This is a genomic window from Vibrio chemaguriensis (assembly GCF_012275705.1).
Lineage (GTDB): Bacteria > Pseudomonadota > Gammaproteobacteria > Enterobacterales > Vibrionaceae > Vibrio > Vibrio diabolicus.
In genome coordinates this window covers 188,619-214,239 of record NZ_SHOE01000003.1, presented here as the reverse complement: position 1 = coordinate 214,239, position 25,621 = coordinate 188,619, and the positions used below count along the sequence as shown (strand labels likewise).

28 protein-coding genes are annotated in these 25,621 nt (G+C 44.6%); 6 read left to right on the top strand and 22 right to left on the bottom strand.

The window, feature by feature from the left end:
• Positions 1–257: 257 nt before the first annotated feature.
• The 3 genes from EX191_RS05025 to EX191_RS05015 form a co-directional block, all read right to left on the bottom strand.
• A complete protein-coding gene (locus EX191_RS05025; protein ID WP_054867392.1) occupies positions 258–716 on the bottom strand; it encodes a hypothetical protein in 459 nt (152 codons plus the stop codon).
• Between the two features lie 94 nt (positions 717–810).
• On the bottom strand, positions 811–1,839 hold the full coding sequence (locus EX191_RS05020) for a phospholipase A (protein ID WP_193447263.1): 1,029 nt from the start codon (positions 1,837–1,839) through the stop codon (positions 811–813).
• Between the two features lie 232 nt (positions 1,840–2,071).
• Positions 2,072–2,575 (bottom strand): DUF2938 domain-containing protein, encoded by a 504-nt coding sequence (locus tag EX191_RS05015; protein WP_193447262.1) that lies wholly within the window; start codon positions 2,573–2,575, stop codon positions 2,072–2,074.
• 84 nt (positions 2,576–2,659) lie between these two features.
• Here EX191_RS05015 and EX191_RS05010 point away from each other — a divergent pair, with 84 nt between their 5' ends.
• The gene (locus EX191_RS05010) at positions 2,660–3,067 is read left to right on the top strand and encodes a helix-turn-helix domain-containing protein (RefSeq protein WP_020842055.1); all 408 of its coding nucleotides are present in this window, start codon (positions 2,660–2,662) and stop codon (positions 3,065–3,067) included.
• 64 nt (positions 3,068–3,131) lie between these two features.
• Here EX191_RS05010 and def read toward each other — a convergent pair whose 3' ends face one another.
• From def to EX191_RS04965, 9 genes are all read right to left on the bottom strand, one after another.
• Positions 3,132–3,638, bottom strand: a complete 507-nt coding sequence (gene def, locus EX191_RS05005) for a peptide deformylase (RefSeq protein ID WP_005395192.1) — start codon at positions 3,636–3,638, stop codon at positions 3,132–3,134.
• 220 nt (positions 3,639–3,858) lie between these two features.
• Entirely contained in the window at positions 3,859–4,317 is a 459-nt protein-coding gene (locus EX191_RS05000) for an ABZJ_00895 family protein (protein ID WP_193447261.1), read from the bottom strand.
• 31 nt (positions 4,318–4,348) lie between these two features.
• Positions 4,349–4,678, bottom strand: a complete 330-nt coding sequence (locus EX191_RS04995) for a YceK/YidQ family lipoprotein (protein WP_005478428.1) — start codon at positions 4,676–4,678, stop codon at positions 4,349–4,351.
• A gap of 440 nt (positions 4,679–5,118) precedes the next feature.
• Positions 5,119–5,658: a tetratricopeptide repeat protein gene (locus tag EX191_RS04990; protein ID WP_048624991.1), complete on the bottom strand. Its 540-nt coding sequence runs from the start codon at positions 5,656–5,658 to the stop codon at positions 5,119–5,121.
• A 1-nt stretch (position 5,659) separates the two neighbouring features.
• Positions 5,660–6,430 (bottom strand): hypothetical protein, encoded by a 771-nt coding sequence (locus EX191_RS04985; protein ID WP_048624990.1) that lies wholly within the window; start codon positions 6,428–6,430, stop codon positions 5,660–5,662.
• Between the two features lie 238 nt (positions 6,431–6,668).
• Positions 6,669–6,920, bottom strand: a complete 252-nt coding sequence (locus tag EX191_RS04980) for a DUF2999 family protein (protein ID WP_048624989.1) — start codon at positions 6,918–6,920, stop codon at positions 6,669–6,671.
• Between the two features lie 100 nt (positions 6,921–7,020).
• Complete coding sequence (locus EX191_RS04975) at positions 7,021–8,466, bottom strand: AGE family epimerase/isomerase (RefSeq protein WP_193447260.1); 1,446 nt, start codon at positions 8,464–8,466, stop codon at positions 7,021–7,023.
• A 113-nt stretch (positions 8,467–8,579) separates the two neighbouring features.
• Positions 8,580–9,116 carry an AAA family ATPase gene (locus EX191_RS04970; RefSeq protein WP_069502110.1) on the bottom strand — a complete coding sequence of 179 codons (537 nt, stop codon included), beginning with the start codon at positions 9,114–9,116 and terminating at the stop codon, positions 8,580–8,582.
• Between the two features lie 294 nt (positions 9,117–9,410).
• The gene (locus tag EX191_RS04965) at positions 9,411–10,757 is read right to left on the bottom strand and encodes a magnesium transporter (RefSeq protein WP_031821972.1); all 1,347 of its coding nucleotides are present in this window, start codon (positions 10,755–10,757) and stop codon (positions 9,411–9,413) included.
• A 212-nt stretch (positions 10,758–10,969) separates the two neighbouring features.
• Here EX191_RS04965 and EX191_RS04960 point away from each other — a divergent pair, with 212 nt between their 5' ends.
• Positions 10,970–11,845, top strand: coding sequence for a universal stress protein (locus EX191_RS04960; RefSeq protein WP_025631890.1), 876 nt, complete (start codon positions 10,970–10,972; stop codon positions 11,843–11,845).
• A gap of 45 nt (positions 11,846–11,890) precedes the next feature.
• Here the strand turns inward: EX191_RS04960 and EX191_RS04955 are convergent, their stop codons facing one another.
• Positions 11,891–12,280, bottom strand: coding sequence for a MazG nucleotide pyrophosphohydrolase domain-containing protein (locus tag EX191_RS04955; protein ID WP_031778662.1), 390 nt, complete (start codon positions 12,278–12,280; stop codon positions 11,891–11,893).
• A gap of 26 nt (positions 12,281–12,306) precedes the next feature.
• A complete protein-coding gene (locus EX191_RS04950; protein ID WP_025626181.1) occupies positions 12,307–12,735 on the bottom strand; it encodes a PaaI family thioesterase in 429 nt (142 codons plus the stop codon).
• Between the two features lie 210 nt (positions 12,736–12,945).
• Between EX191_RS04950 and gloA the strand changes: the two genes are divergently transcribed.
• Positions 12,946–13,332: a lactoylglutathione lyase gene (gene gloA, locus EX191_RS04945; protein WP_005481322.1), complete on the top strand. Its 387-nt coding sequence runs from the start codon at positions 12,946–12,948 to the stop codon at positions 13,330–13,332.
• An 11-nt stretch (positions 13,333–13,343) separates the two neighbouring features.
• The gene (locus EX191_RS04940; protein ID WP_140362023.1) at positions 13,344–14,444 is read left to right on the top strand and encodes an alkene reductase; all 1,101 of its coding nucleotides are present in this window, start codon (positions 13,344–13,346) and stop codon (positions 14,442–14,444) included.
• A gap of 120 nt (positions 14,445–14,564) precedes the next feature.
• Here EX191_RS04940 and EX191_RS04935 read toward each other — a convergent pair whose 3' ends face one another.
• Positions 14,565–14,840 carry a nitrogenase-stabilizing/protective protein NifW gene (locus EX191_RS04935; RefSeq protein WP_005498697.1) on the bottom strand — a complete coding sequence of 92 codons (276 nt, stop codon included), beginning with the start codon at positions 14,838–14,840 and terminating at the stop codon, positions 14,565–14,567.
• 241 nt (positions 14,841–15,081) lie between these two features.
• On the opposite strand from EX191_RS04935, the gene EX191_RS04930 reads away from it, so the two are divergent.
• Positions 15,082–16,932 (top strand): acyltransferase family protein, encoded by a 1,851-nt coding sequence (locus EX191_RS04930; protein WP_193447259.1) that lies wholly within the window; start codon positions 15,082–15,084, stop codon positions 16,930–16,932.
• Positions 16,933–17,012: 80 nt separating this feature from the next.
• Here EX191_RS04930 and EX191_RS04925 read toward each other — a convergent pair whose 3' ends face one another.
• The 4 genes from EX191_RS04925 to EX191_RS04910 form a co-directional block, all read right to left on the bottom strand.
• Positions 17,013–17,483, bottom strand: coding sequence for an RES family NAD+ phosphorylase (locus EX191_RS04925; protein ID WP_005376497.1), 471 nt, complete (start codon positions 17,481–17,483; stop codon positions 17,013–17,015).
• 1 nt (position 17,484) lies between these two features.
• Complete coding sequence (gene parS, locus EX191_RS04920; protein ID WP_193447258.1) at positions 17,485–17,937, bottom strand: type II RES/Xre toxin-antitoxin system antitoxin; 453 nt, start codon at positions 17,935–17,937, stop codon at positions 17,485–17,487.
• A 165-nt stretch (positions 17,938–18,102) separates the two neighbouring features.
• A complete protein-coding gene (gene katG / locus EX191_RS04915) occupies positions 18,103–20,274 on the bottom strand; it encodes a catalase/peroxidase HPI (RefSeq protein ID WP_193447257.1) in 2,172 nt (723 codons plus the stop codon).
• A gap of 185 nt (positions 20,275–20,459) precedes the next feature.
• Positions 20,460–22,001, bottom strand: a complete 1,542-nt coding sequence (locus tag EX191_RS04910; RefSeq protein WP_193447256.1) for a glutamate synthase-related protein — start codon at positions 21,999–22,001, stop codon at positions 20,460–20,462.
• Positions 22,002–22,158: 157 nt separating this feature from the next.
• Between EX191_RS04910 and EX191_RS04905 the strand changes: the two genes are divergently transcribed.
• A complete protein-coding gene (locus tag EX191_RS04905; RefSeq protein WP_006742302.1) occupies positions 22,159–22,638 on the top strand; it encodes an aminoacyl-tRNA deacylase in 480 nt (159 codons plus the stop codon).
• Positions 22,639–22,803: 165 nt separating this feature from the next.
• On the opposite strand, the gene EX191_RS04900 is transcribed toward EX191_RS04905, so the two are convergent.
• The 3 genes from EX191_RS04900 to EX191_RS04890 all read right to left on the bottom strand — a co-directional run bounded on the left by EX191_RS04900 (position 22,804) and on the right by EX191_RS04890 (position 25,487).
• The gene (locus EX191_RS04900) at positions 22,804–24,216 is read right to left on the bottom strand and encodes a coniferyl aldehyde dehydrogenase (protein ID WP_193447255.1); all 1,413 of its coding nucleotides are present in this window, start codon (positions 24,214–24,216) and stop codon (positions 22,804–22,806) included.
• Between the two features lie 125 nt (positions 24,217–24,341).
• A complete protein-coding gene (locus tag EX191_RS04895) occupies positions 24,342–24,914 on the bottom strand; it encodes a GNAT family N-acetyltransferase (RefSeq protein WP_193447254.1) in 573 nt (190 codons plus the stop codon).
• A 114-nt stretch (positions 24,915–25,028) separates the two neighbouring features.
• Complete coding sequence (locus tag EX191_RS04890) at positions 25,029–25,487, bottom strand: NUDIX hydrolase (RefSeq protein WP_048624976.1); 459 nt, start codon at positions 25,485–25,487, stop codon at positions 25,029–25,031.
• Between the last annotated feature and the right edge of the window lie 134 nt (positions 25,488–25,621).

Sequence of the window (25,621 nt, the reverse complement as noted above, 5' to 3'; positions counted from 1 at the left end):
GAACGCTCTCCGACATAAATTATCCGTATTTAAGTGGATTGGAAGACACACCTTAATGACGTATTAAAGTGTTCGAAAACAAATACTTTGATTTTAGTGTAAGAAGAAATCGCCCTATTCGCTAGTGAGAAGCGAACCTAAAGCGAGGCTCATGGTGTACGTCAAAAGTCCAAAACTGCGGATTTTACAGATGCAAAAATAAAACAAGGCGAACCGAATGGCTCGCCTTGTTTACTGAACGATTAACGACAAAAACCTTAGTCTTGAGGGTTTTCTTTCGCGTTGATTTCAGCGTAAGTGTGCAGAAGCTCTGTCAGAGTTTTCACCCAAACAAAAACATCCGAAGGTGTATTTTCAAGTAGTTTTTCCACTAGTGCACAGTGTGTTTCTAACGTGATCGCCTCTTCCAAATGGAATGAAATCGCATAGAAATGCCAAAGAACCAGTCGCGTCATTCGCTCGCTATTTTGCTTCGCATTGTCTGAGTCATCAAACGCTTGTTGAATTTCGCTCAGTGCGATTGCTGTCATGCGTAACATGGCATCAAGACGTGCAGACAACATACGGTCTTCGCTAGCCACTTCTTCTTGATCGAAAGTAAACAGCTCATTCATCACGTCTTCTGGCACCATTTTACTGATCATGCGAGCACTAAACTCTTCCAGTTCATGACGAGGCATGGTTACAAGACAATCGAAGGTGTAATCACGAAGCATAAAATCACTCTAGGTTGGAAATCAATTTCAGCCACGCATTCTAAATACTGAAATCTCAATTGCCAGCGTTTATTTCTATTGAGCTACCGAAAAACTACAGAACACCGTTGATCGCGATACCAACACCAATACGCTGCTGATTATGATCATAGTCAATCAAGCTCTTACCATACCCCGTCGAGTACTGTGCGTATCCCTGAAGTTTGCCCCAGATCGGAAATGACACCCCTAATTCGGCAAAGCCTTTATGCGTTTGGAAGTTCTGGCGGCCTAAGAAGGTAAACTCATAACCATTCCATTTGTACGCACTCGATAGCTCAAAGTGCCCCATGTAATCTTCGATATCCGGGTTATCATCACCTTTAGGATCATTCGGAGATGTTTTTTCATCCTCAGGTATACGCCACCACGGTTGAAGAGAAACCGCAAAATTGTCTTTCGCAAAGGTTAAGTTGGCGTAAACACGATTCCAACTGCGCGATAACTCTTGTCTCTGCCCATTCGACTCATGTTCAATACCAAAACCTAACCAAGTCGAACCATCAAGTGGCTTCCAGTCTGTCGGGGTATAATAAAAAAGCTCAGGACGATAATTGGTTTCACGAAATGGACGCGATGCTGCTCCTGTATACACCTGCCAAAATGACTTTAGCGTCATACCAAAGAACAAACCATCCCCATCAAACAACAAATCGTCGTAGTTCATTGGCACTTTAAAACTAATTTGGAACTCCGCTTCTTCCTTACGCAGCTCATCCCCGTACTTAGTGTCCGCATAAGCACGCTTATTTACGCGATCACTGTAAGTGAACGGCAAGATGTAGTTAACACGATGCGCCACCAAACTAAATGGTTCAAAGGCGTTTTCTCGTTCTGATTCCAAACGCTTGTCGACCAAGCTTTCCTGAAGCTCCTCAGGTTCTTCAATTTCTGGATCAGCGGGCACTGTACTTGTTACTGCATCGAGCTCACACTGCGCGCGAATGCTCTTTATGGTTTCCTCACCTTCGCTTTGCTTGATTTTGTCTAGCAAACATAAATCATAAGCACTGGCTGTTTCTCCCATCGCAACTGGCGCTGCCAATAAGCTCAGTATTGATATCCCTGCCACTTTTGAAGCCATCTGAAACCCTTAATATTCTTTATGTCAAACCAGATAATTTTAATTTTTCTTGGTAAACCGCTTGCCATTCTGGCGTTAAGGCAATGTTAAATGTTCGCCGACTTTACGTCTTGGATAAATACGACAGACCTCAAACATATCGGCCCACTATGAGCAACGCGCCAAAAACGACCAAGAGTTGAGCATCATAAATAAAAACAAAAAAGACTCGTTTGCATGATGCTCATATTCCCTATGCAAAATACTGGCTCGCCACTTTGATTGCAAACGCGGCTATGAATAAACCCAAGCCATAAGCCAAATGCGCCAATGTGCTAAGAAAACGGGCTTTCCAAGGTGTTGGGGTTTTACTGGCAGCAAAACCAAATCCTAGACAAGGTTGAATGACAAAAAATGGGAAGACCAACGTGACCACACCAGTGGCTAAGCCGGGCACTAGACTAGGCTCTAGCAACCAATGATGCCCAAAAGCAGCAATGTGAGCCAAAGCGAAAACAACGCCAATGGCATAGTGCAAAAACCAACCGAGTGCTTTTTCTCCCGGCATCGGGTCTGTTGACATAATTGGCGCATGCACAAGCTTCCCTTTTGGCATGCACAAAACCCAGCGCGCAACCAATGCATAGTTTAATGAGGGAATACCAAACACTCTCCTTTGTAGCCAAGCCCATAAATCCATTATCACAGTCGCACCAATCCCTATTAGCACCGCTTGCAATCCCATTAAAAGCAGCATTTTTCGCTCCTCAAGTTTTTGATTTGTTAAGGTCTTAGTTGCATGCTACAACTTAAAGCCAACTTGAAGTCAATGAGAAATAGAATGGATATTGCAGAAGTGGTTAAAAAATCAGGATTGCCGACCTCAACGCTCAGATACTACGAACAATTGGGGTTAATTCGCTCAATAGGAAGGAATGGATTGAGACGTCAATATTCGCCAGAGGTACTCAGTAAACTCAACTTAATTAGTTTAGGGCGTATCGCTGGAATATCACTTAACGAAATGGCGGAAATGTTGAATCACTCAGAAGGTTCAAAACCATACATTGATCGTGACTTACTGGCGAAAAAGGCGCTTGAGATTGATGAGCAAATAACACGTTTGAAAGCGGTGCGAGACAGCCTAAACCATGTTGCCTCCTGCCCTCATGAGTCACATATGGACTGCTCTTCATTTCAGAGGCTTATGAAGGTCGTAAAGCGTTATGTCCCCAAAAAACCGAGATAAACCACTCTACTTATTCTTGATTTAAAAGGAAGCAAATCGCGGTTGTGAGTTACTTCCTCCCATCTTACTTAGCTTGCGCTTTTACGTATTTCTTCACTTTTTTCATCGCCATTTTTTGCTTTAGCGGTGAAAGGTAATCAATGAACAAGTTACCAGATAGGTGATCGATTTCATGCTGCATCACAATCGCCAAGAACTCATCGCTCTCGATTGTAATCGGGTTGCCATCACGGTCCAATGCAGACACAACAACTGATGTGTAACGCTCTACATCGGCATAGTATTCGGGAACAGATAGGCACCCTTCTTGACCAAGCGCTTTGTTTTCTCCGCTCACCACTTCTGGGTTGACTAAGATTAAAGGATCATTGCGTTCGTCAGAGATATCGATGACAACAACCGCCTCTTTTCTGCCCACTTGGGTTGAAGCTAAACCGATACCATTGCCCGTTGCGTAAAGTGTTTCTAGCATATCGTCGATCAACGTTTGTATTGTCGATACGTCAGTGACTTTTTCTGCTTTTACTTTAAGCCTTGGGTCTGGAATGGAGAGAATTTCGAGGACTGCCATACTTACCTTTCGTTATCTGTAAATCGTAATTTCTGGAGAATTATACACACGTTTCGGCAGACATAAACATGTTGAGTTTTCGTGGAAAGACCGTTTCGTCTAAAACATTCAATTTTGCTAGAGACCAAAGAGGCACAAAGAAAGAGAAAACAATAACGCCAGCACGATATGGCTGGCGTCTTTTTTACGTATCTATCTTTAAGCGTTCGTTATATGTGAGTTACGCACTCTTTTGCGCTTTTAGCAAAACCTTAATCGCCATTTTTTCACCACTCTTGAAAATAAAGTACCCGAGACAAACGGTTATTAACGTTAATACAACGATAATAATACTGAACCAGCCTAGTTCCGCTATCAATTCAAATATAGAGATGCCCAAAAACATTAAGATGAGAGAAAACACCACTAAGCTCGATAAATTCCAAAGCAGCACTGAATACCATCTCGTTGTCGAAGGCATTATATCCCCTGTTTTATAGCCAAAATAATATCCTACACTCATCGCTGGTATTAACGTCCCAAGAAAGCCGACACCGTTCATTTCCATGCCAGAAATGTACTCAATAATAAATAGCAGTATGGCCAAACAAACTGATGCCAGACACAAAAGCGACGTTACAAAGAGCACCGAGGGAGCGTTGTTTTCTGTTGAGTAATTATTTTTCGATTCCACTTTCATTTCCTTCCATTTATTTCAATAAAATCAGACTTTAGATCATGCTGCCGCTTGGACAACCTAGAGAAACAACACCGCCATAACTCGTTGTTGGTGTAGCTACCATGATTAAATCAACAGGAAGAAACACAACGTCCGTTGCTAACGACAAAGGAATGTCAATCAATGATAGTGGGTATAACGCGATGGAAGTAATATCAGCTCTTAAATAGCAAGGTTGTCGTGCGACTGATAACGCTGTGCCTGAAAACGGCTTTCCGTATCCGCCACCAGCATGCGCATCTATAGACGAACACCCCACCATTAAAGATGCTGACACCACAAGAAATACAACTTGTAGCTTTTTAAATATATTTATTTTCATTTAACCTAGATTCCAACTAACTGTTATTTTTTAAAACTAAACCCTCTCTCAAATTGTATATTCAATGAATTTACTCATATGGGCCTAGTGCAACCATGTTAATACGTTCTATGTATTAGAAACAATTCATTTATTTCCAATAGCACCCGTGAGTTCATGCGACGTGACTAGAATCGCACTTAATTTTTTATGCAAGCACCAAGTTAAGCTCAACCTATTCGTTTTCCCGTTGGAGTCGCGTACCTTTCATCTGATGTAAAAAAGCCGCCAGAACCATTTGGCTCTGGCGGCTTTTGTTTTTATCGAAAACTCGATTACTGCTGTAGCTTAGCTTTGGCTTCTACTACTTTGGCGACGTCTAGCACTCTCTGCGTTTGAGACTCGATTAAAACCCTATAAAAAATTAAAAGTACCGTTATACTTCAATGAAGCCTGAAATGTTAATTGAGTTGTTCTATGTAGCGATTCAGCTCTACCGCATATGTTTTTTGATCAATCGCAGTATCACCTATTTCTTCATCTAGAAATCCAAGTAACATTTGTGCGCCGCCTTCGCCGTTATTTAACGCTTGAGTCAGGTAATAGGCCGAAAGCACCTTGTTTTCAGGTAAACTACAGCCATCATCATACAAACATGATCCTAAATAAAATTGTGCACTCGCCAACCCATCATCAGCAGCCTCTGAGATTAAAGAAAAGCCCCTCTTAACATCCATGACTTTTGGCTCTTTTAGAAGGATGATCCCTAAAAGCTCTTTACTATGTACATCATTTACTTCGATAGCTTTGATCAATAAAGACTTTGCTCCTTGCACATCACCTTGTTCATAAAATTTATTTGCTTCGTTATACAACTTCTCTGTAGCTTCTCGGTTCTTAACTAGGAGGCTTTCTGTCGTTTTAGTTGCCTCAAACTTTGACGTAGTATCGTTACATGCCGTAACAAAGAGGGCTACTAATAAAACGTTAACAATTCTCATGTTATTCCCATGTACATTTGATAAACAAGACCGCTGTCGAGTATGACTCGCCATACTGACCGCTTACAATTTGAAACTTTGTATTGATCGGAGCTTTAGCACTAGCTTCACATATATTGGCAATTTGACCACGAACATAGGCACTCGAATCAAAGTTATATTTGTCTTCTTGAGAAATTATACTTGCTAATGAAACTCGAGATAGTTGAGGCGCTTTCCCATATTCCCTCTCGACTTTCAAATACTTCACATTCACAATCAAAATGCAGCCAGATGATTCTAGATTTGCATTGTGTACTCTATTAGCTAGCGCTCTAACGTTTTGTCGGATAATATCAAAGAGAAGCATAGCTCTGCCTTTCTGTAAAACCATCCCTAAGGCCATAGCCCTTCCACTATTTGCTTTCATTGCAGTAGAAGCTAGAGTTGACGGCTGTATTGGAGCTAGAGACGAAAAATTACGTGAAGGAATAACAGCTTTGTTTTTCCAGTGCATTCGATCTGTTAACATATTAGACTTGACGGCCATGTTGCGATCTATCTGTTCCTTAAGCTTTTGTAACCTTTTCTCACCAGTAATATCATTTGGAAGCTTACGTAATGGTCCCGCAAGAGAAGTATCTTTTATGGTACTAACGGGAATTTTCTCATTGTCTATTTTGCTTCTTAGTTCGACACAAGAGTTAAATAGTTTGTCCGCTGGATACATGTAATTAATGTAGTTTATTGATAACGGCGTATCTCTCTCATGTGTTAGTATAGAAATGTACATAATGATCCTCTCAAAACCACCATTATGAACAAGAATGCATAGCTTTCAAAGCTCTAAGTTGTCCTAGTTGTGAGATATTCCCTAAACAATAAAAGTTAATTTATCGTTAAATGCTTATTAAAAACACTTGGTGAACATTACAAATAAACATTCGTTAACTATAATCTACATGTGTTGTACCATTACATTTAAGAACATTAAAAATAAAGGCTAACCAATTGGTTAGCCTTTATTGATATTACTGCTGTAGCTTAGCTTTGGCTTCTACTACTTTGGAGAAGTCTAGGCCTAACTCTTCCACAGCTTCTTTCATCAATACAGGGTTTTGCATTACCTGCGCCATTAACGCTTGAAGCTGATCTTGTGGCAGACCTAGTTGGCTGATAGTTGCCATTGCAGCCAGAGGGTTTTGAGTTAACGCCTGAAATAGCTCGTTGATTTGCTCGTCGCTAATATTGTTTTCTTTCAACATCGCAAGAATCGGGTTCATCAAATTACCTTTAAATACTATGTAAAACAGACCCGCAGTTTACCATTGGGTTTTGTTAGTTTGCACGCAGACTTTAACCACCACTCCATCATCGACCAAGTTATGGTCGAATATTGGTGAACGTTGCGGTAGTGACTCCATCACTTTGCGATGAAAACGCTTTTATATCCGCGTTAAAGTAATATGGATTAAGTGGCATTTTACTCTCGGCTGGTCGCGCGTAGTAAAGCTTGGCAGGCTGTTTTGCCATTTGTTGCGCGTACAAATACCCGACCAACGCATGTTCAAACTGATGGTAACCATTCCCCCAATGGAACGCTTTGGTTGATTTAGGATTCAGACCAACACCTCCGTACTGATGATCCACCCACACGTCCATAAAGGTGGGTAACGTGTATTGAAGCGTTTCTTTCATCGAACCATCAACAAGAGAAACCGTCATCGCCGCTTGATCGAGTTCTGCCCATTCCCAAGACGAGCTATAGTGCTTGTGCGGTCTTGATTGCCAAGCAAGAATGCTCTCTTGCGTCCATTTACTCTGCCATTCTAGTGAGAATAGCGCTTTGACTTGCTCAAAGTTTTGCTGGTATTGCGCTTGTTTAAGCGTGTGTTTCATTCCTTTGAAACCAAACTCTGTCCAATTGTAATTCTCCAACAACTGACCAGTGAGATACGTCATCCAATACGCTTTGATGGTGTGTCCAAAATCATTGTGTTTCGCATCTGGCATCATTACCGCTTTGTGGTGTATCGCGCCATAAAAGCGCTGCTCTTTGTCGGAGTGGTAGTTATCCAGCATCACTTGCGTCAGCCATTGCAGATCTTGCTTCCACTTGGCTTGCGCTGGCTCTGGTAAAAGTGGCGCCGTTAGCAACAGATAGCCATTAATTTGGTCAAGTTGAGCGACTAACTCTTGCTGCTTCTCACTTTCCCCATCACCATCTTTCAAAACCCACGCCAGACCGCGATCATCGCTTCGTCGGTATTGTTTAAATATAAACGCTTGCTGGTCGATAAGTGCTTGTTCAACCTTTGGATCTTGCGTCAAGTAGTAGTACATCGCCAAGCCCACCAAGGCGTAAGCTTGGTCTTGAGAAGTTCGCTGTTGCCACTCCATCCCCGGTTTTCCACTACGCGTAAAGCTCACGAAGCCACCGTTTTTCTCATCTTGTAGATGATCAATCAGGTAATAAGCCCCTTTCTTGGCTAGCTCTAATGCTTGTTTGTCACCCGTAAGATGAAAAAGCACGCCATAAGCGTAAGTTTGACGCGATTTCATGCGTGTGTATTCGCGATCGAAGTGCGGCCTAATCCACCCTTTGTTTAATTCTTCACAGGGCTTTTGTGGGTCGAGAATGACACCGTTATCACAACGAAATGTCGGAAAATTCCCCACAGGTTGCCCATGCGCGCTTTCCATCATCCAATATGGCGCTAGGCCATTTGTCACATGGTTTAACCAATCATCCCCCGAAGGCAGGTCCACATCAGCAAAGCTGTTCATGCTCGTCGTTGCGAGCAATAAGGTAAGATATTTAAAAGACATAATACTCAATTAAGTTATTGAATTTTATCCAGTATAAATAACTCCCTTTACACATATTGTCGTCGTGGTCACAATCGCCTTACGCATTTGTTTGCATTATTCATCTGTCTGCCTTATTCGATGACTGAGTCGAGAATAAACGCCACTCTGTCTTCGACTGACATTTTGGGCACTTCGATCAATTGATAACCGAACTTGTGGTATGCATCGACCATCTGTTGATACGTGGCGACCGCTTCAGAAAAATCTTGTTTTCGCTCTTCATCGTTACTGAATATCGATGCCCACGGTGGAAAAATGAATACTTGAGGATGATAACGAAGCGTCTGGCAATGCGCGATGAGCTCATGCGAGATTGGCAGTTGTTCCAACTTGCTGTAGCCATATACGTCCACAATACTGCGATCAAAAAATACGTCCCCTTGGCGGACATTGAAAGATCGGTAGTTGCTCACTTCTTCTTTTGTCATTTCATCTCGAAAGGCTTGTTTGTCATTCCAAGGTAATGCTGAACCGTGATTCGCAACCTGCGTTTGTATCACGAGACGACCAGTTTCTGGCGCGCAGATAAAGCCTTGTATTTTTAGTTGTTCGATAACCGAGGTTTTTCCTGCACCGGGACCACCAGTGAATACGATGAGTTTGTTCAAAATCTTTTCCTTATTTTTTTGTTTGAGTGAAGTAATGCGTGTACAGCCAAGAAAATTGGCATCATCTGGCGTTTGAAATTGGCATGGCATTTGGCACGCCAGCGTTAAGCGAGATCGGCAGTCGAAAGTTTTGGGATAGAAATGAGCAGTGAAAAATATTGATGAAATGAAAGCTTAAACGGCGTGTTCAGCGTTTATGAAAACGGAGGAATTTTGAGCGAATCAAACTTGCCCAAAATATTGGGTTGGGAAATGAAGAGATTGGATCATCAGGTTAACGCGTCAATTGGCTTTCTATATCAAGAAGATGGCACCTAAGCCTAAGAACGCAAAGAAACCGACGACATCGGTAACGGTTGTTAATACTACCGAGCCAGCCACGGCGGGGTCAATGTTAAACTTCTTCAACGTGAATGGTATCAACGTACCCGATGCCGCGGCCGCCAAACTATTGAGGAAAATTGCACAACAGATAATAAGCGCCAATGGCCAAGAGTCAAACACCATGTAGACGACACCCGCGATGACTAATCCCATGATCAAGCCATTAATGGTGGCGATTTTTAATTCCTTATTCACCAATAGCTTCAAGTTACTTTGGTGCAAGTGGTTCAATGCGATACCCCGAATGGCCACCGCTAAGGTTTGGCTACCTGCGATGCCGCCCATACTCGCCACAACGGGCATTAAGATAGCAAGCGCTACAACTTGCTCAACCACATTATCAAAAATACCAATGATGGCAGAGGCAACAAAGGCGGTCAGCAAGTTAATCACCAACCAAAGTGCTCTTAGCCTTGTCGCCACAGTTAATGGTGTGAACAAATCTTCTTCACTTCGTACGTTTTCTGCCACTACAGCTTGTAGGCTGAGTTCACGCAAGGTAATCGCGATGGTCGCCATCGACAAAACGCCCATAATTTTGCCACCAGCCATGATAGGAAACCAATGCGCTCCACCATCAATCGAGACCTGTTTACTGACGCTTTGAATCGTTTGGATATCTTCCAGAATCGGCGTGACTACGGTCAAGTCTGCGAGTTTGGTATGGTTCTCATGCAGCAACAGGATTTGAGGTTCTATCGTCCCAATAACACCTCCGACATCACGCACGATGATCAATCGCACCGGGCTTTGTCCGCGTTTTAACAACTCGGTTTTGATGCCTCCTACGCTGTTTTTAGGATTTGCGACTAAAAAATGCGGCTCGGCATACCTCCCCACTTTGTTATCTTCATACGACAGCGCTTGTTGAATGTGCGCGACCGACTCTTCACTTTGGTCGATAAGGTACTCATCCACAAACTCGGTCGGTAGAAAGTCTGCAAAGATGATCAGTTCCGAATCCGTGATGTACGCTAAGCGTTCATGTTGCAGCTCTTTGTTGAGTGATTGATGAATGTGCTTGGCGGTGTCGTATCGCAGCAAATTTAATACCGTCCAGTACTTCTCTGGCGGCACTGCTTCTATCACGCGTTTACGATAAGCAATGTTGACCGACTCCAAAATGTTCGCGATTTGCGCTTCCTGATAGTCTTTCAAAAAACTGAGGTCTTCGGTCGACTCTATCGCTTTAATGATCTCGGCAAGCAAATGAGGCACTTTGCGATTAATTTGTAATTGGCTGGAATCTATCATCATTGTCACCGATTTCCTTGGGCATCACGTTAGTGTCAACACGATGTCTATTACCTAAAGGCATGAGATCCTGATGTTAAAATTCTAGGCAATGGCACGCACAATTGCGGAATTTATATTTTGCTCGCAGAAACAGAACGTCTTTGCATAAGGGGATGGTATAAACTTTTAGTGTGCATTAGGCGCATTTGCCTCGTTTGATAATGGAGTAATCAATGGCACCAGTATTTTTTCTGACTCAACAAGCCGCCTTACCAAGTCGTAAGGTGCTTCGTAAAGTGATTCAGTTTGCGACAGCGCTGGCCCAACCCATCGTGGTATTGGTGGAAGATCACCGCCGGAGTGAAGATCACGCGTTCGCGCATTTCCTTAGTTTCAACTCTGACCATATAGAAAAGAGACAAGCTGAGTTTGAAGCTTGGACATCAAAATTTAAAGACTTCGTTATCGAACTTTGTGGAGAAGAGGAAGTTGAAACGCCAACACTCTCTTACGAGCATTTCAAAGGGAGTCATTGGATTGCTCAAGTCGCGAAACGGCTTGTCGACCACACAGATTTACTGCTCGTGGGGCATTTTAACAAGCACGACATTCAAACCTTACTCACCGAGCTAGCAAAAAACGATTGTGATTTATTGCTATTAAGTGAGCGTTCATGGCCTTCTCACGCCAACATGCTTTGCGCGATAGATCCGCTTCATCGCGGAGATGCAAAATCAGTCGTAGATAAAGCCATCGTATCGCGAGGCTCAAAGCTAGAAAAAACCTTGAGCGGAAAAATGACGTTAGTTTACTGCCGCTACGTTGCGCCTTATCTGTCTCGCTATCGTGCAGAGATTTTGAGCAACCAAAAAGCAGGCATTACGGACTTTATTACTGCGCAAAAGTTAACTCGAGTACCACTACTGCTGCCAGAAGGAAACCCTGAAACGGCGTTACCAAAAGCAGTTAAGCAATCACAAGCGGCAATTCTGATTATGGGCGCATGTAAGCGAAGCATGTCATCCCAATTTTGGTCTGGCAGCACTGTAGACACGTTACTTGATCAACCGCCTTGTGACCTGCTGTTGGTCAATAGCACGAAGGATTGATCAGGCTTCCCCATTCCGCCGCATCTTAAATAATATCACGCGCAGTTATTGGCTCTTCATGGTCTCTAACTGCGTGGCTTCATGTTCCGCGTTCAAGGCTTGTTTCTGCTGCTGTTTAACCTCATCCCAACTGCGTCCCGATTCAATCGCAGATACACGCTGCTCGTATTTAGTGCAGGCTCTTTCGAGTACTTTCTCAGGATCTATGCCCTTTTCTCTTTCCAACGCTTTTAATACGTTAAGATAGTTCCACAACACATCGCCTAACTCGTCTTCCAAATGACAAAGGCGGTCCTCACGAATCTCTTCACGGACTTCATCGACTTCTTTGCCAATGGCCTCCAGATAAGTCTCTACGCCTTTAAACCAAGTATTGGTTTGGTCATATTGAGATTTTCTCGTCGCAATTGCGTACAACTCATCAAATTTCTTCATTATCTCTCCGTAGAACGAGTTTTTATTTACGCCTCTTTAGGACGAATAAACTTCCCTTTTGCCGTCACTCTAACTGCATTATTGACCAGCAATTGAGCCACCAATTGGTATATACCGCGGCGTTCACCTTCACAGTGTGCAGTAATCGTGACGTGCTCATCTAGCTCAATAGGTGCATGGTAGCGCACATCCAACTGCGCGGTAAGGGCTTGAATGCCTCTAAATAACAAACAGTGCGTCATTGCACCATCGAGCAGCGAACTCGCAATACCACCATGCAACAGGTCTGTGTAACCTTGATGACGCGGTAAAACGTGAAACTCTCCGACAACAGAACCATCGGCTAGGCACTGGTAGTTCACAGCCAAAGAGTTAGGATTTGCATCGATTGAAGAACAAACCGCACATTGATAATGAGATTCGTGAGTGGAATGAAAGTGACTGTTTGCGGACATGTTAAGTACTCAGCTTGTAAAAAGAGTAATTAGCATATGCCAATTATCAAAAAGAAACGGCGAGTAATCTTTGTTTGCACGTTGTAGGGCCAACAACCTCATTATCCATAACGTTAAATAATCATTTTCATAATTAACGATAATTTCCAGTTTATTTAGAGTGGCGATAAGGTTTGCATCGTGATTACGCAACGTTATGAAAGGCGACTTATGAAGTTTCTCCACACGATGATCCGTGTTGTTGACCTAGACAAATCTATCGAATTTTATACAAAAGTTCTGGGTATGAGCGTTTTGGATCGTTTTGAAAACCAAGAATACCGTTACTCACTGGTGTTTGTTGGTAGCCCTGATCAACCAGATGGCGCGACCATCGAGCTAACTTATAACTGGGATACCGGCAGTTACGACTTAGGTAACGCATTCGGGCACATGGCGCTTGGGTGTGAAGACATTTACGCAGCTTGCGAAAAAATCAAAGCGCTTGGTGGCAACGTCACTCGCGAACCCGGTCCAATGAAAGGAGGAGAAACGCACATCGCCTTCATTAAAGATCCCGACGGCTACCCAATCGAACTGATTCAAACTAAACAATAACGAGGTTTTCTATGACAGACGCATTATTTCAACCGATTCAACTTGGCTCTCTCTCATTAAAAAACCGCATCGTCATGCCTCCGATGACGCGCTCTCGATCCTCTCAACCGGGTAATGTCGCTAACGACATGATGGCGACCTACTACGCTCAACGCGCCGAAGCGGGATTAATTGTTGCTGAAGGCACGCAAATTTCACCAATGGGGCAAGGCTACGCGTGGACACCGGGTATTTATAGCCCAGAACAAATTGCTGGCTGGAAAAAAGTAACTGATGCAGTGCACGAGAAAGGCGGCGTTATCTTCGCGCAATTATGGCACGTTGGTCGTGTGACTCATCCTGACAACATCGGCGGCGAGCAACCTATTTCTTCTTCTGCGCTTAAAGCAGAAAACGTGAAAGTATTTATCGACAATGGCACAGACGAACCTGGCTTTGTCGACGTGGTTGAGCCACGTGAAATGACCAAGCAAGACATCAAGAATGTTATTGAAGAATACCGCCAAGCCGCATTAAACGCGATAAAAGCTGGGTTTGATGGTGTCGAACTTCATGCAGCAAATGGCTACTTGGTTAACCAGTTTATCGATTCTGAAGCGAACAACCGCACTGATGAATACGGCGGCTCAATTGAAAACCGTCTGCGTTTTCTTGGTGAAGTGGTCGAAGCGATGACGCAAGCCATTGGCGCAGAGCGTGTTGGTGTTCGCCTTGCACCATTCACTTCGTTAAACGGCACCGTTGATAGCACACCTGTCGACACCTACACCGCTGCTGCTGCGCTGCTTGATAAACTCAATGTGGTTTACATTCACATTGCAGAAGTGGATTGGGATGACGCGCCAGACACTCCGCACGACTTTAAAACCGCAGTTCGTGAGGCGTATAAAGGCACACTGATCTATGCCGGTCGTTACAACGCAGAAAAGGCGCAACACGCGATTGAAAGTGGTTTAGCCGACATGATCGGTTTTGGTCGTCCGTTTGTTGCAAACCCAGACTTACCAAGCCGCATCAAGCATGGCTATCCACTGGCAGAACATGACCCTGCCACATTGTTCGGCGGCGGTGAAAAAGGCTTAGTGGACTACCCTGCTTATCACGCGGGTTAACTCATCTACGTAAAGCCGATTCGCAACTCGCGACAAACCAATAGCTAACCCAAAAGAACCTTGCTCTTCCCCCTGTGACGCCAAGATGCAGGGTTCTTTTTTAGGCTAAGCCACCAAGAATTAACGTCTTTGACAAGATGTGCAACCTCGGCACGCAGAGCGCGTCGTTTTACTTAGTAAACTGCGTTGTACTTTACAGTAGGCATTTTTCAGTGCGCGGCGGCCTGAAAACCAATCATCCGGTTTAGTGAGGATTAAGTAGCCATTAAATCTCTTAACCAACTCGGTTCGGTTGTTTTCGATAAATCGGCTATCAAACTCGATTTCGAAGTAATCCAACGCTTCTTCGATACAAGTAAAGCTGGCAATTTTTTCCTGAATCGTATTCTCTGTCATTGTTTCTTTAGCGTTATCATTTTCAATGAAGTCTAAGAGCCTCGCGCTTTACGTTCTTTGATTTAGCGCTTCTTAACATCACTCTTTCTGGGGTTTCCATATTGAAATTCAATTTGGGAATTCGTTATTTCCCCCAGCCTTTTCATTTTGACACTCAATTTAAGGTGCTGATTTAAAGCAATATTATTTCTGGTTCATATTTTGCTCTACTTCGTTAAACGGAATGTTGGAGGGACACAATATGACTTACAGAGCGGAAGTGGACGGATTAAGGGCGATTGCTGTCACGTTGGTGATTTTGTTTCATGCAGGAGTTGAGCAATTCGCTGGTGGCTTTATTGGCGTCGACGTATTTTTTGTTATCAGCGGCTATTTGATCACCACCATCGTGATTAACGATTTGGAAAACCAGAAGTTCAGCCTCGGTGATTTTTATGAGCGACGCATTCGCCGCATACTTCCCCTGCTACTGGTGGTGATTGCCGTCAGCTATTTGATGTCTTGGTGGCTGTTTTTGCCACAAGCACACAAAGACGTTGGTCAGTTCGCAGTGTCTTCTATACTTTCTTCATCCAACATTCTTCTGTATTTAAAAGGTCACAATTACTTCGGTTTAGAAGATCAAGCCAATCCGCTATTTCACACCTGGAGCTTGGGCGTTGAAGAACAATACTACATTGTCATTCCTTTGCTACTCATGCTACTCGCTCGTGGCAAAAACGCGTTTTACCTAACTTTTTTCATCGCGGTATTTGCGCTGAGTTTGATGACTATTGTCTATGCGAGCAACGATCCTGATTTCGCCTTCTACATGATCTTCTCTCGTGCTTGGGAACTGGCAACCGGTTCATTACTCGCATTAATAATGAGAAAAGCTCAAGTTCAATCCAACGATACGCTGGCAACCATTGGCATCGTTTTGATATTGGCCTCTGCACTTTTGTTTGAAAAATCGCAAGATGGCGCGGGTATCACTTTGCTGGTGCCGGTCATCGGTAGCGCGTTAGTGATTTTGTTTGCCTCAAAAGACAATGTCTGCGGTAGATTACTGAGCCTAAAATGGGTTGTGTTCGTTGGCTTAATCAGCTACAGCTTGTACTTGTGGCATATTCCGCTATTTGTGTTTTACCGCTACATGCTGGACGCAACTCAAGACGTCAATATCTCGCTTTACATTGCCGCTCTTTTTGTACTGTCTTACTTCACTTGGCGCTTTGTGGAAAAGCCGTTCCGCAGCCGAAAAGCCATGAGCATGCGCACTGTGTCTGCGGTTGTTGTGTTGTTGACGCTGCCCTTGCTGACGTTCGGCGTTATTGGTCATCAAAACGGTGGTTTTCCAGAAAGAAGTGCATTTTTCGAGGCCATGCGCGTTAACAACGGTTACGGTTTAGATTGCAACGGCAACACCGACGTTAACGATGTGTGCTCGTCTGCGCCGCAGCCCACCATTGCTGTGTTAGGCAATAGTCACAGCATGGTTTACGTGAAGCGTCTGTCCGAAGTAACACCAACTGGCGTGGTGCAACTTACTCAAGATTCCTGTGCGGTCGGTTATGTCGACATCCTCGAAGCTGCTGGCTCAATTTCTTGCCGACAGTTCTTCAAACAGGCAGTCGATACCATTTTGCGTACCCCTTCTATTCGTCGCGTCGTTATCTCTTCCAACTTCAATAAAGAGCTTTCACAAGCAGATTATGAGGCATCATTAACTGGATTGTTGAATGAACTGGAAGGGAAAGAAGTGGTCGTTTTCGGCCCAACGCCTTCTGCACCGTTTGCGGTGGGTGAATGCCTTTGGAAAGCGCGTTTGTTTGGCGAGACGGAAGAGTCCGCATGCGATTTCTCTCCCAAGCGACATCACCCTCAAAACGTGGCGAAGTTAGTGAACTACTTTGATCAATTTGAGCACGTTGAGTTTGTCGACTTGACCGATGCCATTTGCAGAAATGGCGTATGTCGAATGAAAGTTGGTGCGAACAACGCCATGTATACCGATGACAGCCATTTATCTTACAAAGGTGCTGAGTTGGTGCTTGGGCATTACCACAGCAGTACGAATGAAACTCAACAGTTCACTTACGACCGACAATAACCAAGAAAATAAGCTTTTATGCTTCAGCGCTTATCTCAGGTAAGCGCTGAATATTTTAGAGCAAGAGAAAGCCAACGCCTCTATTTGAAAATGCGCGGGTCAAACGCGAAATCAAGCTTTTCAGCTTTCTTGATGATCTCTTTCATTTTGGGATGATTTGGGTTCACCACGTAGTTTTTATCACGAGGTGAAATCGTTGAAGGCACTTGCAGCGCGGCAAACTCAGGGTGAGGATCATTGAGAAACTGATCACCAATGTATTGCGTAGACTCGCTCGCCGGTATTGCTCGCCACGTCACTGGGAGATCTTCTTCATCTAAGGTGGCGATGAGGTATTCAGGCATTTCGATACGATATAAATCGTACAACTTGGTGATAGCAGGATCGTTGTTTACGTGAACAAACACTTCCAACGAGCAAAGGGATTCCGATTCAGAGAAGTAGAGGGCTTCGGTTCCTTTTGAATTCCATCGCCCTCCAAATAACTTTGCGCCAACGGGGCTGAATGGCGTGTCAGCAAATTTCTTTTGTGTGAGACGATAGAGCTTCATATTACGAGAATACCCCGTGCTCTAAACGGCCGATCAAATCTTTCACGATTTCAAAATCCACCGTGGTCGAGACCATGTCTAGCGGCCTTTTTCCACCTAAGCCGTAAACATTCTCTTTCATCCATTCAAGCGCGCGTTCTTCGTCGTCAAACAGCTCTGTCGCGAGTTTTAATAACATCGCTAATCGATAAATCGCATCACTTTCTTGCGTATTGAAGCGTTCATCGTTTTTTAGACGACGCTTGATCGTGCTGACAGGTATCAATGTGACGTTTTGAAACTCATTTTGAGATAGCTTCACACGCTCAACAATATTGCGATACACCTTAGGTTCAAAACCTTTGTGAACCGCATCAGTGCGACCTGTCTCGGCGTCTTCAATACCCAACATAAACCAGAAATTGGCTTTATGAGATTGTTTCGGCTTAAAGCTTTTTAATGCTGCAGTTGCCATATCAAGCTCCTATAGTTCATATGGTCTAGTCATTATGGCTCAAATGAGCTCAATTTTCAATCAAAGTAAAAAGACAGGTAAAGAAAAAGGCGAGCTTTGCGCCCGCCTCTCTTACTTATTCATTAACTTTGTTTACGCATCTACCGATTTGCATCGTTTGACTTATTACAAGTCAAAACGGTCGGCGTTCATGACTTTCGTCCATGCAGCGATGAAGTCGTGGATGAATTTTTCCTGATTATCATCTTGCGCATACACTTCTGCGTATGAACGTAGAATCGAGTTTGAACCAAAGACAAGATCCACACGGGTTGCCGTCCACTTCACAGCGTCGGTTTTACGATCACGGATTTCATATTGATTAGCACTCACTGGTTTCCACGTATATGCCATGTCAGTAAGGTTCACGAAGAAATCATTCGACAAAGTGCCTACTCGGTCAGTAAATACGCCCTCTTTTCCACCACCGTAGTTACTGCCTAGAACGCGCATACCACCGATGAGTACCGTCATTTCTGGTGCTGTCAAACCCATAAGCTGCGCTCGGTCGAGCAACAACTCTTCCGGCTTAACCGCGTAGTCTTTCTTCAACCAATTTCGGAAACCGTCAGCAACAGGCTCAAGAACTTCGAACGATTCAACATCCGTCATCTCTTGGGTGGCATCACCTCGGCCTGGCGCGAATGGTACGGAAACATCATGACCTGCGGCACGCGCAGCCAGTTCAATACCTACGTTACCAGCAAGCACGATAGCGTCAGCAACACTACAGCCCTCTTCTGCTGCTATTTTTTCTAGCACAGCAAGAACACGACTTAGACGCTCTGGCTCGTTTCCTTGCCAATCTTTTTGCGGAGCCAAACGAATTCTCGCACCATTTGCACCACCTCGGCGGTCAGAGCCACGGTAAGTACGCGCACTATCCCACGCCGTACTTACTAGCTCACTAATGGATAGGCCACTTGCTTCGATTTTTGTTTTCACTAAATCGACATCGTAGTCTGTCTTACCTGCAGGCGTTGGATCTTGCCAAATAAGATCTTCGCTTGGCACATCAGGTCCGAAATAACATGATTTTGGTCCTAGATCGCGGTGTGTCAACTTAAACCAGGCACGAGCAAAAACGTCATCAAAGTACGCTGGGTCATTTTGGAACTTTTCTGCAATCTTGCGATATTCAGGGTCCATTTTGAGCGCCATATCGGCGTCAGTCATGATTGGATTGTAGCGCTTAGAACCGTCTTCAACATCGACAGGCTTGTCTTCTTCTTCAATGTCGATTGGCTCCCACTGCCACGCACCTGCTGGGCTCTTCTTCAATTCCCAATCGTACTTAAATAGTAGGTGGAAGTATCCGTAGTCCCATTGTGTAGGGTGTGTCGTCCAAGCACCTTCAATGCCGCTCGTTACCGTGTCACGGCCAATGCCACGTGTTTTGTGGTTAATCCAGCCAAGACCTTGTTCATGAACGTCTGCTGCTTCGGGCTCTGGACCAAGGTTTGCGGCATCACCATTACCATGACACTTACCGACCGTGTGACCACCCGCTGTGAGCGCGACAGTTTCTTCATCGTTCATTGCCATTCGCGCAAAGGTCACACGCATGTCATGTGCTGTTTTGAGAGGCTCTGGGTTCCCGTCCACCCCTTCTGGGTTGACGTAGATAAGCCCCATCATTACTGCGGCAAGTGGATTTTCTAAATCTCGCTCACCAGAATAGCGGCTGTTATCAGCGTCACTTGTGGCTAACCATTCTTGCTCGGAACCCCAGTAGGTGTCTTTTTCGGGATGCCAAATGTCTTCTCGCCCAAAGCCAAAACCAAAGGTCTTAAAGCCCATGGATTCATACGCCATGTTACCGGCAAGGACAATCAGATCGGCCCAACTTAATTTGTTGCCATATTTTTTCTTGATGGGCCATAAAAGGCGGCGAGCCTTATCGAGGTTTGCGTTATCTGGCCAAGAGTTGAGAGGAGCAAAACGCTGGTTGCCTGTCGCAGCGCCGCCACGTCCATCCGCGATACGATAACTACCCGCTGCGTGCCATGCCATTCGGATCATTAAACCACCGTAATGTCCCCAGTCGGCAGGCCACCAGTCTTGGCTATCAGTCATTAACTCTTTTAAGTCTTTTTTAAGTGCTTCGACATCTAGCTTTTTCAGTTCTTCTTTGTAATTAAAGTCCTGGCCAAATGGGTTGGTTTTGGAGTCGTGTTGATGCAGGATGTCTAAGTTTAAGGCATTCGGCCACCAATCCATCACCGACTTATCTGTAGATGTTTGCCCACCATGCATAACTGGACATTTACCTACCGAACCGCCGTTTGTGTTGCTCATATAATGCTCCTTCGTATCGTGGTTGTGGTAACCACTCTTTGTTATTCAATAAATCGAATATCCACCTCAAACAGCGTAGTTCATACACTGAATTTTTAGTTAACGCCAAGTCAAAATTTCCATATCTCGGCTAATAAATAATTGTTATCAAACATGTACCTATATGCAGAAAATATGGATAGAGATCAGTTTAAGTCCATACCTGAATACTTGATCCCAGACAGCCTCGCCATGTTGTGATCCCAGGTCGCTAAATCATGGCGACTAAATTCATTCAGAGCGTGGTGACCACATGCCCTTGCCATAACTTGCATGAGCTCGACCGAGGATTCGAAGAAATTTCTCAGTTGCTGAGATGATTTTTCGATATCGAGACGCTGCCTCAAATCGGCATTTTGCGTTGCGATCCCCGCAGGGCAATTATTGGTGTTACAAACCCGGGCCGCGACGCAACCGATCGATTGCATCGCACTGTTTGCTATCGCCACTCCGTCTGCCCCAAGTGCCAACGCTTTGACAAAATCCGTAGGAACTCGCAACCCACCAGTGATGATTAATGTGACGCGGTCACTTGCGCCTTTTTCATCTAAGTACTTACGCGCACGAGCTAACGCAGGAATAGTTGGCACGCTAATATGATCACGGAACATAGTTGGCGCCGCTCCCGTGCCACCACCGCGACCATCTAAGATGATGTAATCGGCACCCGCATCGAGCGCAAATTGTATGTCTTGCTCAATATGGTTGGCACTGAGTTTAAAGCCAATTGGAATGCCGCCAGTGATGCCACGGACTCTGTCAGCAAACTTTCTGAAATCGTGAGTAGTATGAAGATCTTTAAATGTTGGCGGTGAGATTGCTGGTTGGCCTTCGGGGATACCTCTCACCTGAGAGATCTTACCCACATTTTTATTTGCTGGAAGATGACCACCCGTGCCTGTTTTGGCGCCCTGCCCACCTTTAAAATGAAAAGCCTGAACATTAAGAAGCTTAGATTCATCGTAGCCAAACTGAGCACTGGCAAGCTCATAGAAATACCGCGAATTTGCAGCTTGTTCTTCAGGTAACATCCCCCCTTCACCGGAGCAAATCCCAGTCCCTGCCAACTCAGCACCTTTTGCTAGCGCAATTTTCGCCTCCTCCGAAAGTGCGCCAAAACTCATGTCCGATACCAATAAAGGGATAGCAAGTTTGAGCGGCTTACGCGCGTTTGGCCCCACAATCAACTCAGTTGATACGGGAACGTCTTCTAACAACGGTTGTGTCGCCATTTGCGCCACCATGATTTGTATAGCATCCCAATGTGGTAGCAAATGCCTAGGGACCCCCATTGCAGCCATCGGACCATGATGACCGAGTTTAGAGAGCCCTTCTCTCGCTAATTGGTGGATAAACTCTAGGGTTGGTTCTTCTTGAGTAACGGACGCAGTCGGTTTGTCACTTTTCTCTCGCGTTTTCTCAGGGCCTTCTTTGCCGACTTGCTCAGCAGAAAAACGCTTATGTGTTCCATCACAAAATGGGGCATTAGAGGTGTGCTTGCACTGGCAGAGATACGCTTCTTCATCTTTTTCCGCAGTAAAGCTCATTGGCTTTAAGCCTGTTCCCGAATGCGACCCATCGCAATAAGGTTGATTTTTAGAACGTCCACATCGGCAAAAGTAATATTCTTGCCCTTCGGTTAGATTCACTTTAATCGGCTTATTATCGGCGATGATTGGCTTGCTCATGTTGCCCCCTGTTTATTATTGTTAACCACGCTTTCTCGCTGGCTTGCAATAAGCGTAGAACAGGAGCGGAAAGAGCGTCAGCGAAACCAGAGTAAAATACGCGATTGTCGCTTGCCTCACCTATACTCTTTATGGGTCTCATACACGTGGAGGCTATATGACGATTGCAACCCGATTAGATGAATATTTGACTGAGCATAACATTCACTTTCAAACCGTGAATCACAGCCACAGTCATAGCTCGCTACAAAGTGGTGTTGCCGCAGGTGTGCCTTTAATGAATATCGCAAAAGGCGTCATTCTTGAGGATCATGAAGGGCATCATATGATGGCAGTCTTACCTGCCAACAACAAAATCAGTTTGTCGAGATTAAACGATGAATTTAACGCTACTTTCCACTTGGTGAAAGAGCGTATGGTTTACCGACTCTTCACTGATTGTGAGCACGGCGCGATTCCACCGATTGGTAGTCCTTACCACATGTCGACCGTTTGTGATGAAAGATTAGCAAACTTGGAACATGTCTATCTTGAAGCCGGCGATCATGAAACTCTGATTAAGCTAGATAGAAAGGCATTTAAAGAGCTAATGAACGACTGCAAATACTTAAGATTCAGCAGTGAAGTTCTGCATTAAACTTCCAAAAATCTGTCGACATTTCGTGAAAAAGGCTCTTTCAAAAAGAGCCTTTCTTTCTCTATTGGCAGCACGTGGTGGAAACTTCCCGACCTTAGGTAATCCGCAATTCAGAACACATAGAAGCAAAAAACGCCCGTTTGAGCGGTTTTAACAATCCAACCACTATCGAACAAAAATCTTTTGAATCGCTTTTATCGCCATAGCTCTGCGACGCATTAATGCCCCCGTCCTTGGTAGCCATTTCGGCGTGTGGAGTACGGTTTTCGCGTGGCTAAAGGTTCTGAATCCTTCCACTCCGTGATAATGACCAATGCCTGACTCACCAACGCCACCGAAAGGCGCATCTTCAGCGCCAACGTGTAATACCGTGTCGTTGATGCCGACGCCGCCACTGTGTGTGTTGCGTACAATATGTCTGATGGTCGATTTGTTGTCCGACATAACATACAGCGCAAGTGGTCGCTGGTGCTGATTAATGTAGTCAATCGCTTCATCTACCGCTTTGTAAGGCTTGATGGGTAGAAATGGCCCAAATATTTCCTCTTGCATGATGCGCATATCTCTCGACACGTCAGTGATCAAATGAGGATACAAAAGCCTTTCCTGTTGAGGTGACGCTTCAACAGTATGGATGCTTGCGCCCTGAGCTTTGGCATCCTCAAGCAGCGCAGTCAAACGCTCATACTGTCGTTGATTGATAATATGGGTCAGCTTTTGATTCTTGTTGGATTTCAAATAGAGTTTTTCAAAACGTTTTAAGAACAGCGCAATGAACTCTTCGACGCGTTCTTGTGGTACAAACGCGTAATCAGGCGCGACACAAATCTGACCGGCATTGATGCATTTACCAAACAAAATCGCATCAACGGTTTTCTTCATGTCTGCATCTTCTGCAATGATCACCGGAGATTTTCCACCCAGTTCTAACGTCACTGGAGTCAGGTTTTCAGCCGCTGCTTTTGCCACAGCGCGACCAACATTTGTCGAGCCAGTAAACAAAAGATGATCGAATGGCAGTTGGCTGAATGATCGTGCAACGTCCGCTTCACCTTCAAATACTTCGACATATTCAGACAACTCGCGACAAATATTGACTATGACTTTATTGGTTTTGGGCGTAAATTCGCTGAGCTTCATCATCACACGGTTACCTGCGGCCAAAGCAGTAACTAAAGGCGCAAGGCTCAAAATGACAGGAAAATTCCACGGCGAAATGATCCCGACCACGCCGAGTGGCTGATACTGAACAGTCACTTTCGACGGAGCAAGCAACAGACCGGATTCACGCTTACTTGGTTTGCACCACTTTTTTAGCTGCTTGATGGTGTAATTGATGTGCGAGACCGTCGGCAAAACGTCGGTCATGGCGGTATCAAATTCGGAACGATAACCAAAATCGTCACTCAGCGCTTCCACCAATGCTTGTTTATTCGCAATCAGAGCTTGTTTTAGCAAGACAAGGCGCTGCTTACGCTCATCCAAACTAGGATAAGGTTCGGCGGCATACGCCGCTTTTAAGCGATCAAGGCTTTGTTGTAACAGGTTGTCCACTTCAACCTCTGCGATTGCGTTCATGATGCTTCTCCTAACCTAGTTTCAACCAATGACGCTCCAAATTAACACGAGCGCAACAATGTTACTATTGTAGCGCTCGCGAAATTAGAGTTCGAACTCTGATTAAAATATTAGTGGGTTTGGAGCTAAGTCAGACGCAACTCATAAATGCCGAGCCGTTGAGAGCGGTCAAGCGTCTCGAACTCGTGATCAACGTATTCTTTTAATGTAGCACCAGCACGCTCAGCAATATTGATGCTGGCAATGTTGTCTTCCATACAGTGGAATTGGATGAATTGCGCGTGCCCTTTCTGCTTCAAAAAAGGAATCAACACCGCGAGTACTTGGTCGATCACTCGGTGTCCTCGCCCATTGTTGGCAAGCCAATAGCCAATCTCAGTGACGCGTGTGCGCGAATCCACACCTTTTATGCCAATAACACCCGTAAACTGCTCATCAAAATAAATCGCGCACCAGTGGGCATCTAACGCTTTGCTGTTCACGCGCTGAGAGATGTAGTTCACCGCTTCTCTGCGGTTGGTCACAAAGTCCGTCCAAGGCAAATAGCCAGAGAGGCTGTGTCGATACGTGTTCACCACTTCCAGTAAAACAGTCGCGTGTTTGGTGGTGAGAGGCTCAATTGAGACCCTGTCTGAAACAGAAAAACTGGCCTGCATGCTATTTCCTTGATACGCCTTTTGGCACATGACCTCATCCATCCACATTATCCCTTTTTCAGTAAACACTACTCACAAATCCTACCGCCTCATTGCGTTGAGAACAAACTTCCATATTCATTATGTCAAACGTGCTTAAAAGGATGGCGTTCTCGTCTAGTCTGTTTGTTCAATCAACGTAAATGGCGTCAACGACTCCACATCCACGTAATGCCTCCACACATGTTCGTAAAGGTGGTGTTGATTTGCAAACGGGGCTAGTCGTTTTGCTTCTTCAAGCGTACACCAACAATACTCAGTGTGTTCTTCGTTAAGTACAACCGATTGGTTAGGTGGACAAAGTAATACGAAGCATGGAATAACCATGATGCGGTTATTTTTTGCTTCGTAGAACTGTTCTAGAAAGTCTGCAGTATGTAACTCAACATCGTCAATTTGCGTCTCCTCTTTCAGTTCTCTGAGAATAGTTTGCCATCCGGTTTCACCGGCCTCTACACCACCAGCAACATGGCACCAATAACCACCTTTAACACGTTTGAGCAACAGCATTTTATCGACGCCATCAATTTTAGAAATGACAACGCCAGAAGTATGCGTTGCTTGTACTGGGATCATGTATGCTCCTTAAATATCTAGATATTTCCTAGATGCGCTCCATGCGCGAATGAAAGATAGGGTTGCTTGAGAACCCATAGTCTACTGCTTATTCTCACTCTCGGCAGATGTGTTTGAATATCACGGATCATTTT

Excerpts from the sequence above, each read along its gene's own strand:
- EX191_RS05025 (WP_054867392.1), bottom strand. The coding sequence starts at position 716 with ATGCTTCGTGATTACACCTTCGATTGTCTTGTAACCATGCCTCGTCAT.
- EX191_RS05020 (WP_193447263.1), bottom strand. The coding sequence starts at position 1,839 with ATGGCTTCAAAAGTGGCAGGGATATCAATACTGAGCTTATTGGCAGCG.
- EX191_RS05015 (WP_193447262.1), bottom strand. The coding sequence starts at position 2,575 with ATGCTGCTTTTAATGGGATTGCAAGCGGTGCTAATAGGGATTGGTGCG.
- EX191_RS05010 (WP_020842055.1), top strand. The coding sequence starts at position 2,660 with ATGGATATTGCAGAAGTGGTTAAAAAATCAGGATTGCCGACCTCAACG.
- def (WP_005395192.1), bottom strand. The coding sequence starts at position 3,638 with ATGGCAGTCCTCGAAATTCTCTCCATTCCAGACCCAAGGCTTAAAGTA.
- EX191_RS05000 (WP_193447261.1), bottom strand. The coding sequence starts at position 4,317 with ATGAAAGTGGAATCGAAAAATAATTACTCAACAGAAAACAACGCTCCC.
- EX191_RS04995 (WP_005478428.1), bottom strand. The coding sequence starts at position 4,678 with ATGAAAATAAATATATTTAAAAAGCTACAAGTTGTATTTCTTGTGGTG.
- EX191_RS04990 (WP_048624991.1), bottom strand. The coding sequence starts at position 5,658 with ATGAGAATTGTTAACGTTTTATTAGTAGCCCTCTTTGTTACGGCATGT.
- EX191_RS04985 (WP_048624990.1), bottom strand. The coding sequence starts at position 6,430 with ATGTACATTTCTATACTAACACATGAGAGAGATACGCCGTTATCAATA.
- EX191_RS04980 (WP_048624989.1), bottom strand. The coding sequence starts at position 6,920 with ATGAACCCGATTCTTGCGATGTTGAAAGAAAACAATATTAGCGACGAG.
- EX191_RS04975 (WP_193447260.1), bottom strand. The coding sequence starts at position 8,466 with ATGTCTTTTAAATATCTTACCTTATTGCTCGCAACGACGAGCATGAAC.
- EX191_RS04965 (WP_031821972.1), bottom strand. The coding sequence starts at position 10,757 with ATGATGATAGATTCCAGCCAATTACAAATTAATCGCAAAGTGCCTCAT.
- EX191_RS04960 (WP_025631890.1), top strand. The coding sequence starts at position 10,970 with ATGGCACCAGTATTTTTTCTGACTCAACAAGCCGCCTTACCAAGTCGT.
- EX191_RS04955 (WP_031778662.1), bottom strand. The coding sequence starts at position 12,280 with ATGAAGAAATTTGATGAGTTGTACGCAATTGCGACGAGAAAATCTCAA.
- EX191_RS04950 (WP_025626181.1), bottom strand. The coding sequence starts at position 12,735 with ATGTCCGCAAACAGTCACTTTCATTCCACTCACGAATCTCATTATCAA.
- gloA (WP_005481322.1), top strand. The coding sequence starts at position 12,946 with ATGAAGTTTCTCCACACGATGATCCGTGTTGTTGACCTAGACAAATCT.
- EX191_RS04940 (WP_140362023.1), top strand. The coding sequence starts at position 13,344 with ATGACAGACGCATTATTTCAACCGATTCAACTTGGCTCTCTCTCATTA.
- EX191_RS04935 (WP_005498697.1), bottom strand. The coding sequence starts at position 14,840 with ATGACAGAGAATACGATTCAGGAAAAAATTGCCAGCTTTACTTGTATC.
- EX191_RS04930 (WP_193447259.1), top strand. The coding sequence starts at position 15,082 with ATGACTTACAGAGCGGAAGTGGACGGATTAAGGGCGATTGCTGTCACG.
- EX191_RS04925 (WP_005376497.1), bottom strand. The coding sequence starts at position 17,483 with ATGAAGCTCTATCGTCTCACACAAAAGAAATTTGCTGACACGCCATTC.
- parS (WP_193447258.1), bottom strand. The coding sequence starts at position 17,937 with ATGGCAACTGCAGCATTAAAAAGCTTTAAGCCGAAACAATCTCATAAA.
- katG (WP_193447257.1), bottom strand. The coding sequence starts at position 20,274 with ATGAGCAACACAAACGGCGGTTCGGTAGGTAAATGTCCAGTTATGCAT.
- EX191_RS04910 (WP_193447256.1), bottom strand. The coding sequence starts at position 22,001 with ATGAGCAAGCCAATCATCGCCGATAATAAGCCGATTAAAGTGAATCTA.
- EX191_RS04905 (WP_006742302.1), top strand. The coding sequence starts at position 22,159 with ATGACGATTGCAACCCGATTAGATGAATATTTGACTGAGCATAACATT.
- EX191_RS04900 (WP_193447255.1), bottom strand. The coding sequence starts at position 24,216 with ATGAACGCAATCGCAGAGGTTGAAGTGGACAACCTGTTACAACAAAGC.
- EX191_RS04895 (WP_193447254.1), bottom strand. The coding sequence starts at position 24,914 with ATGGATGAGGTCATGTGCCAAAAGGCGTATCAAGGAAATAGCATGCAG.
- EX191_RS04890 (WP_048624976.1), bottom strand. The coding sequence starts at position 25,487 with ATGATCCCAGTACAAGCAACGCATACTTCTGGCGTTGTCATTTCTAAA.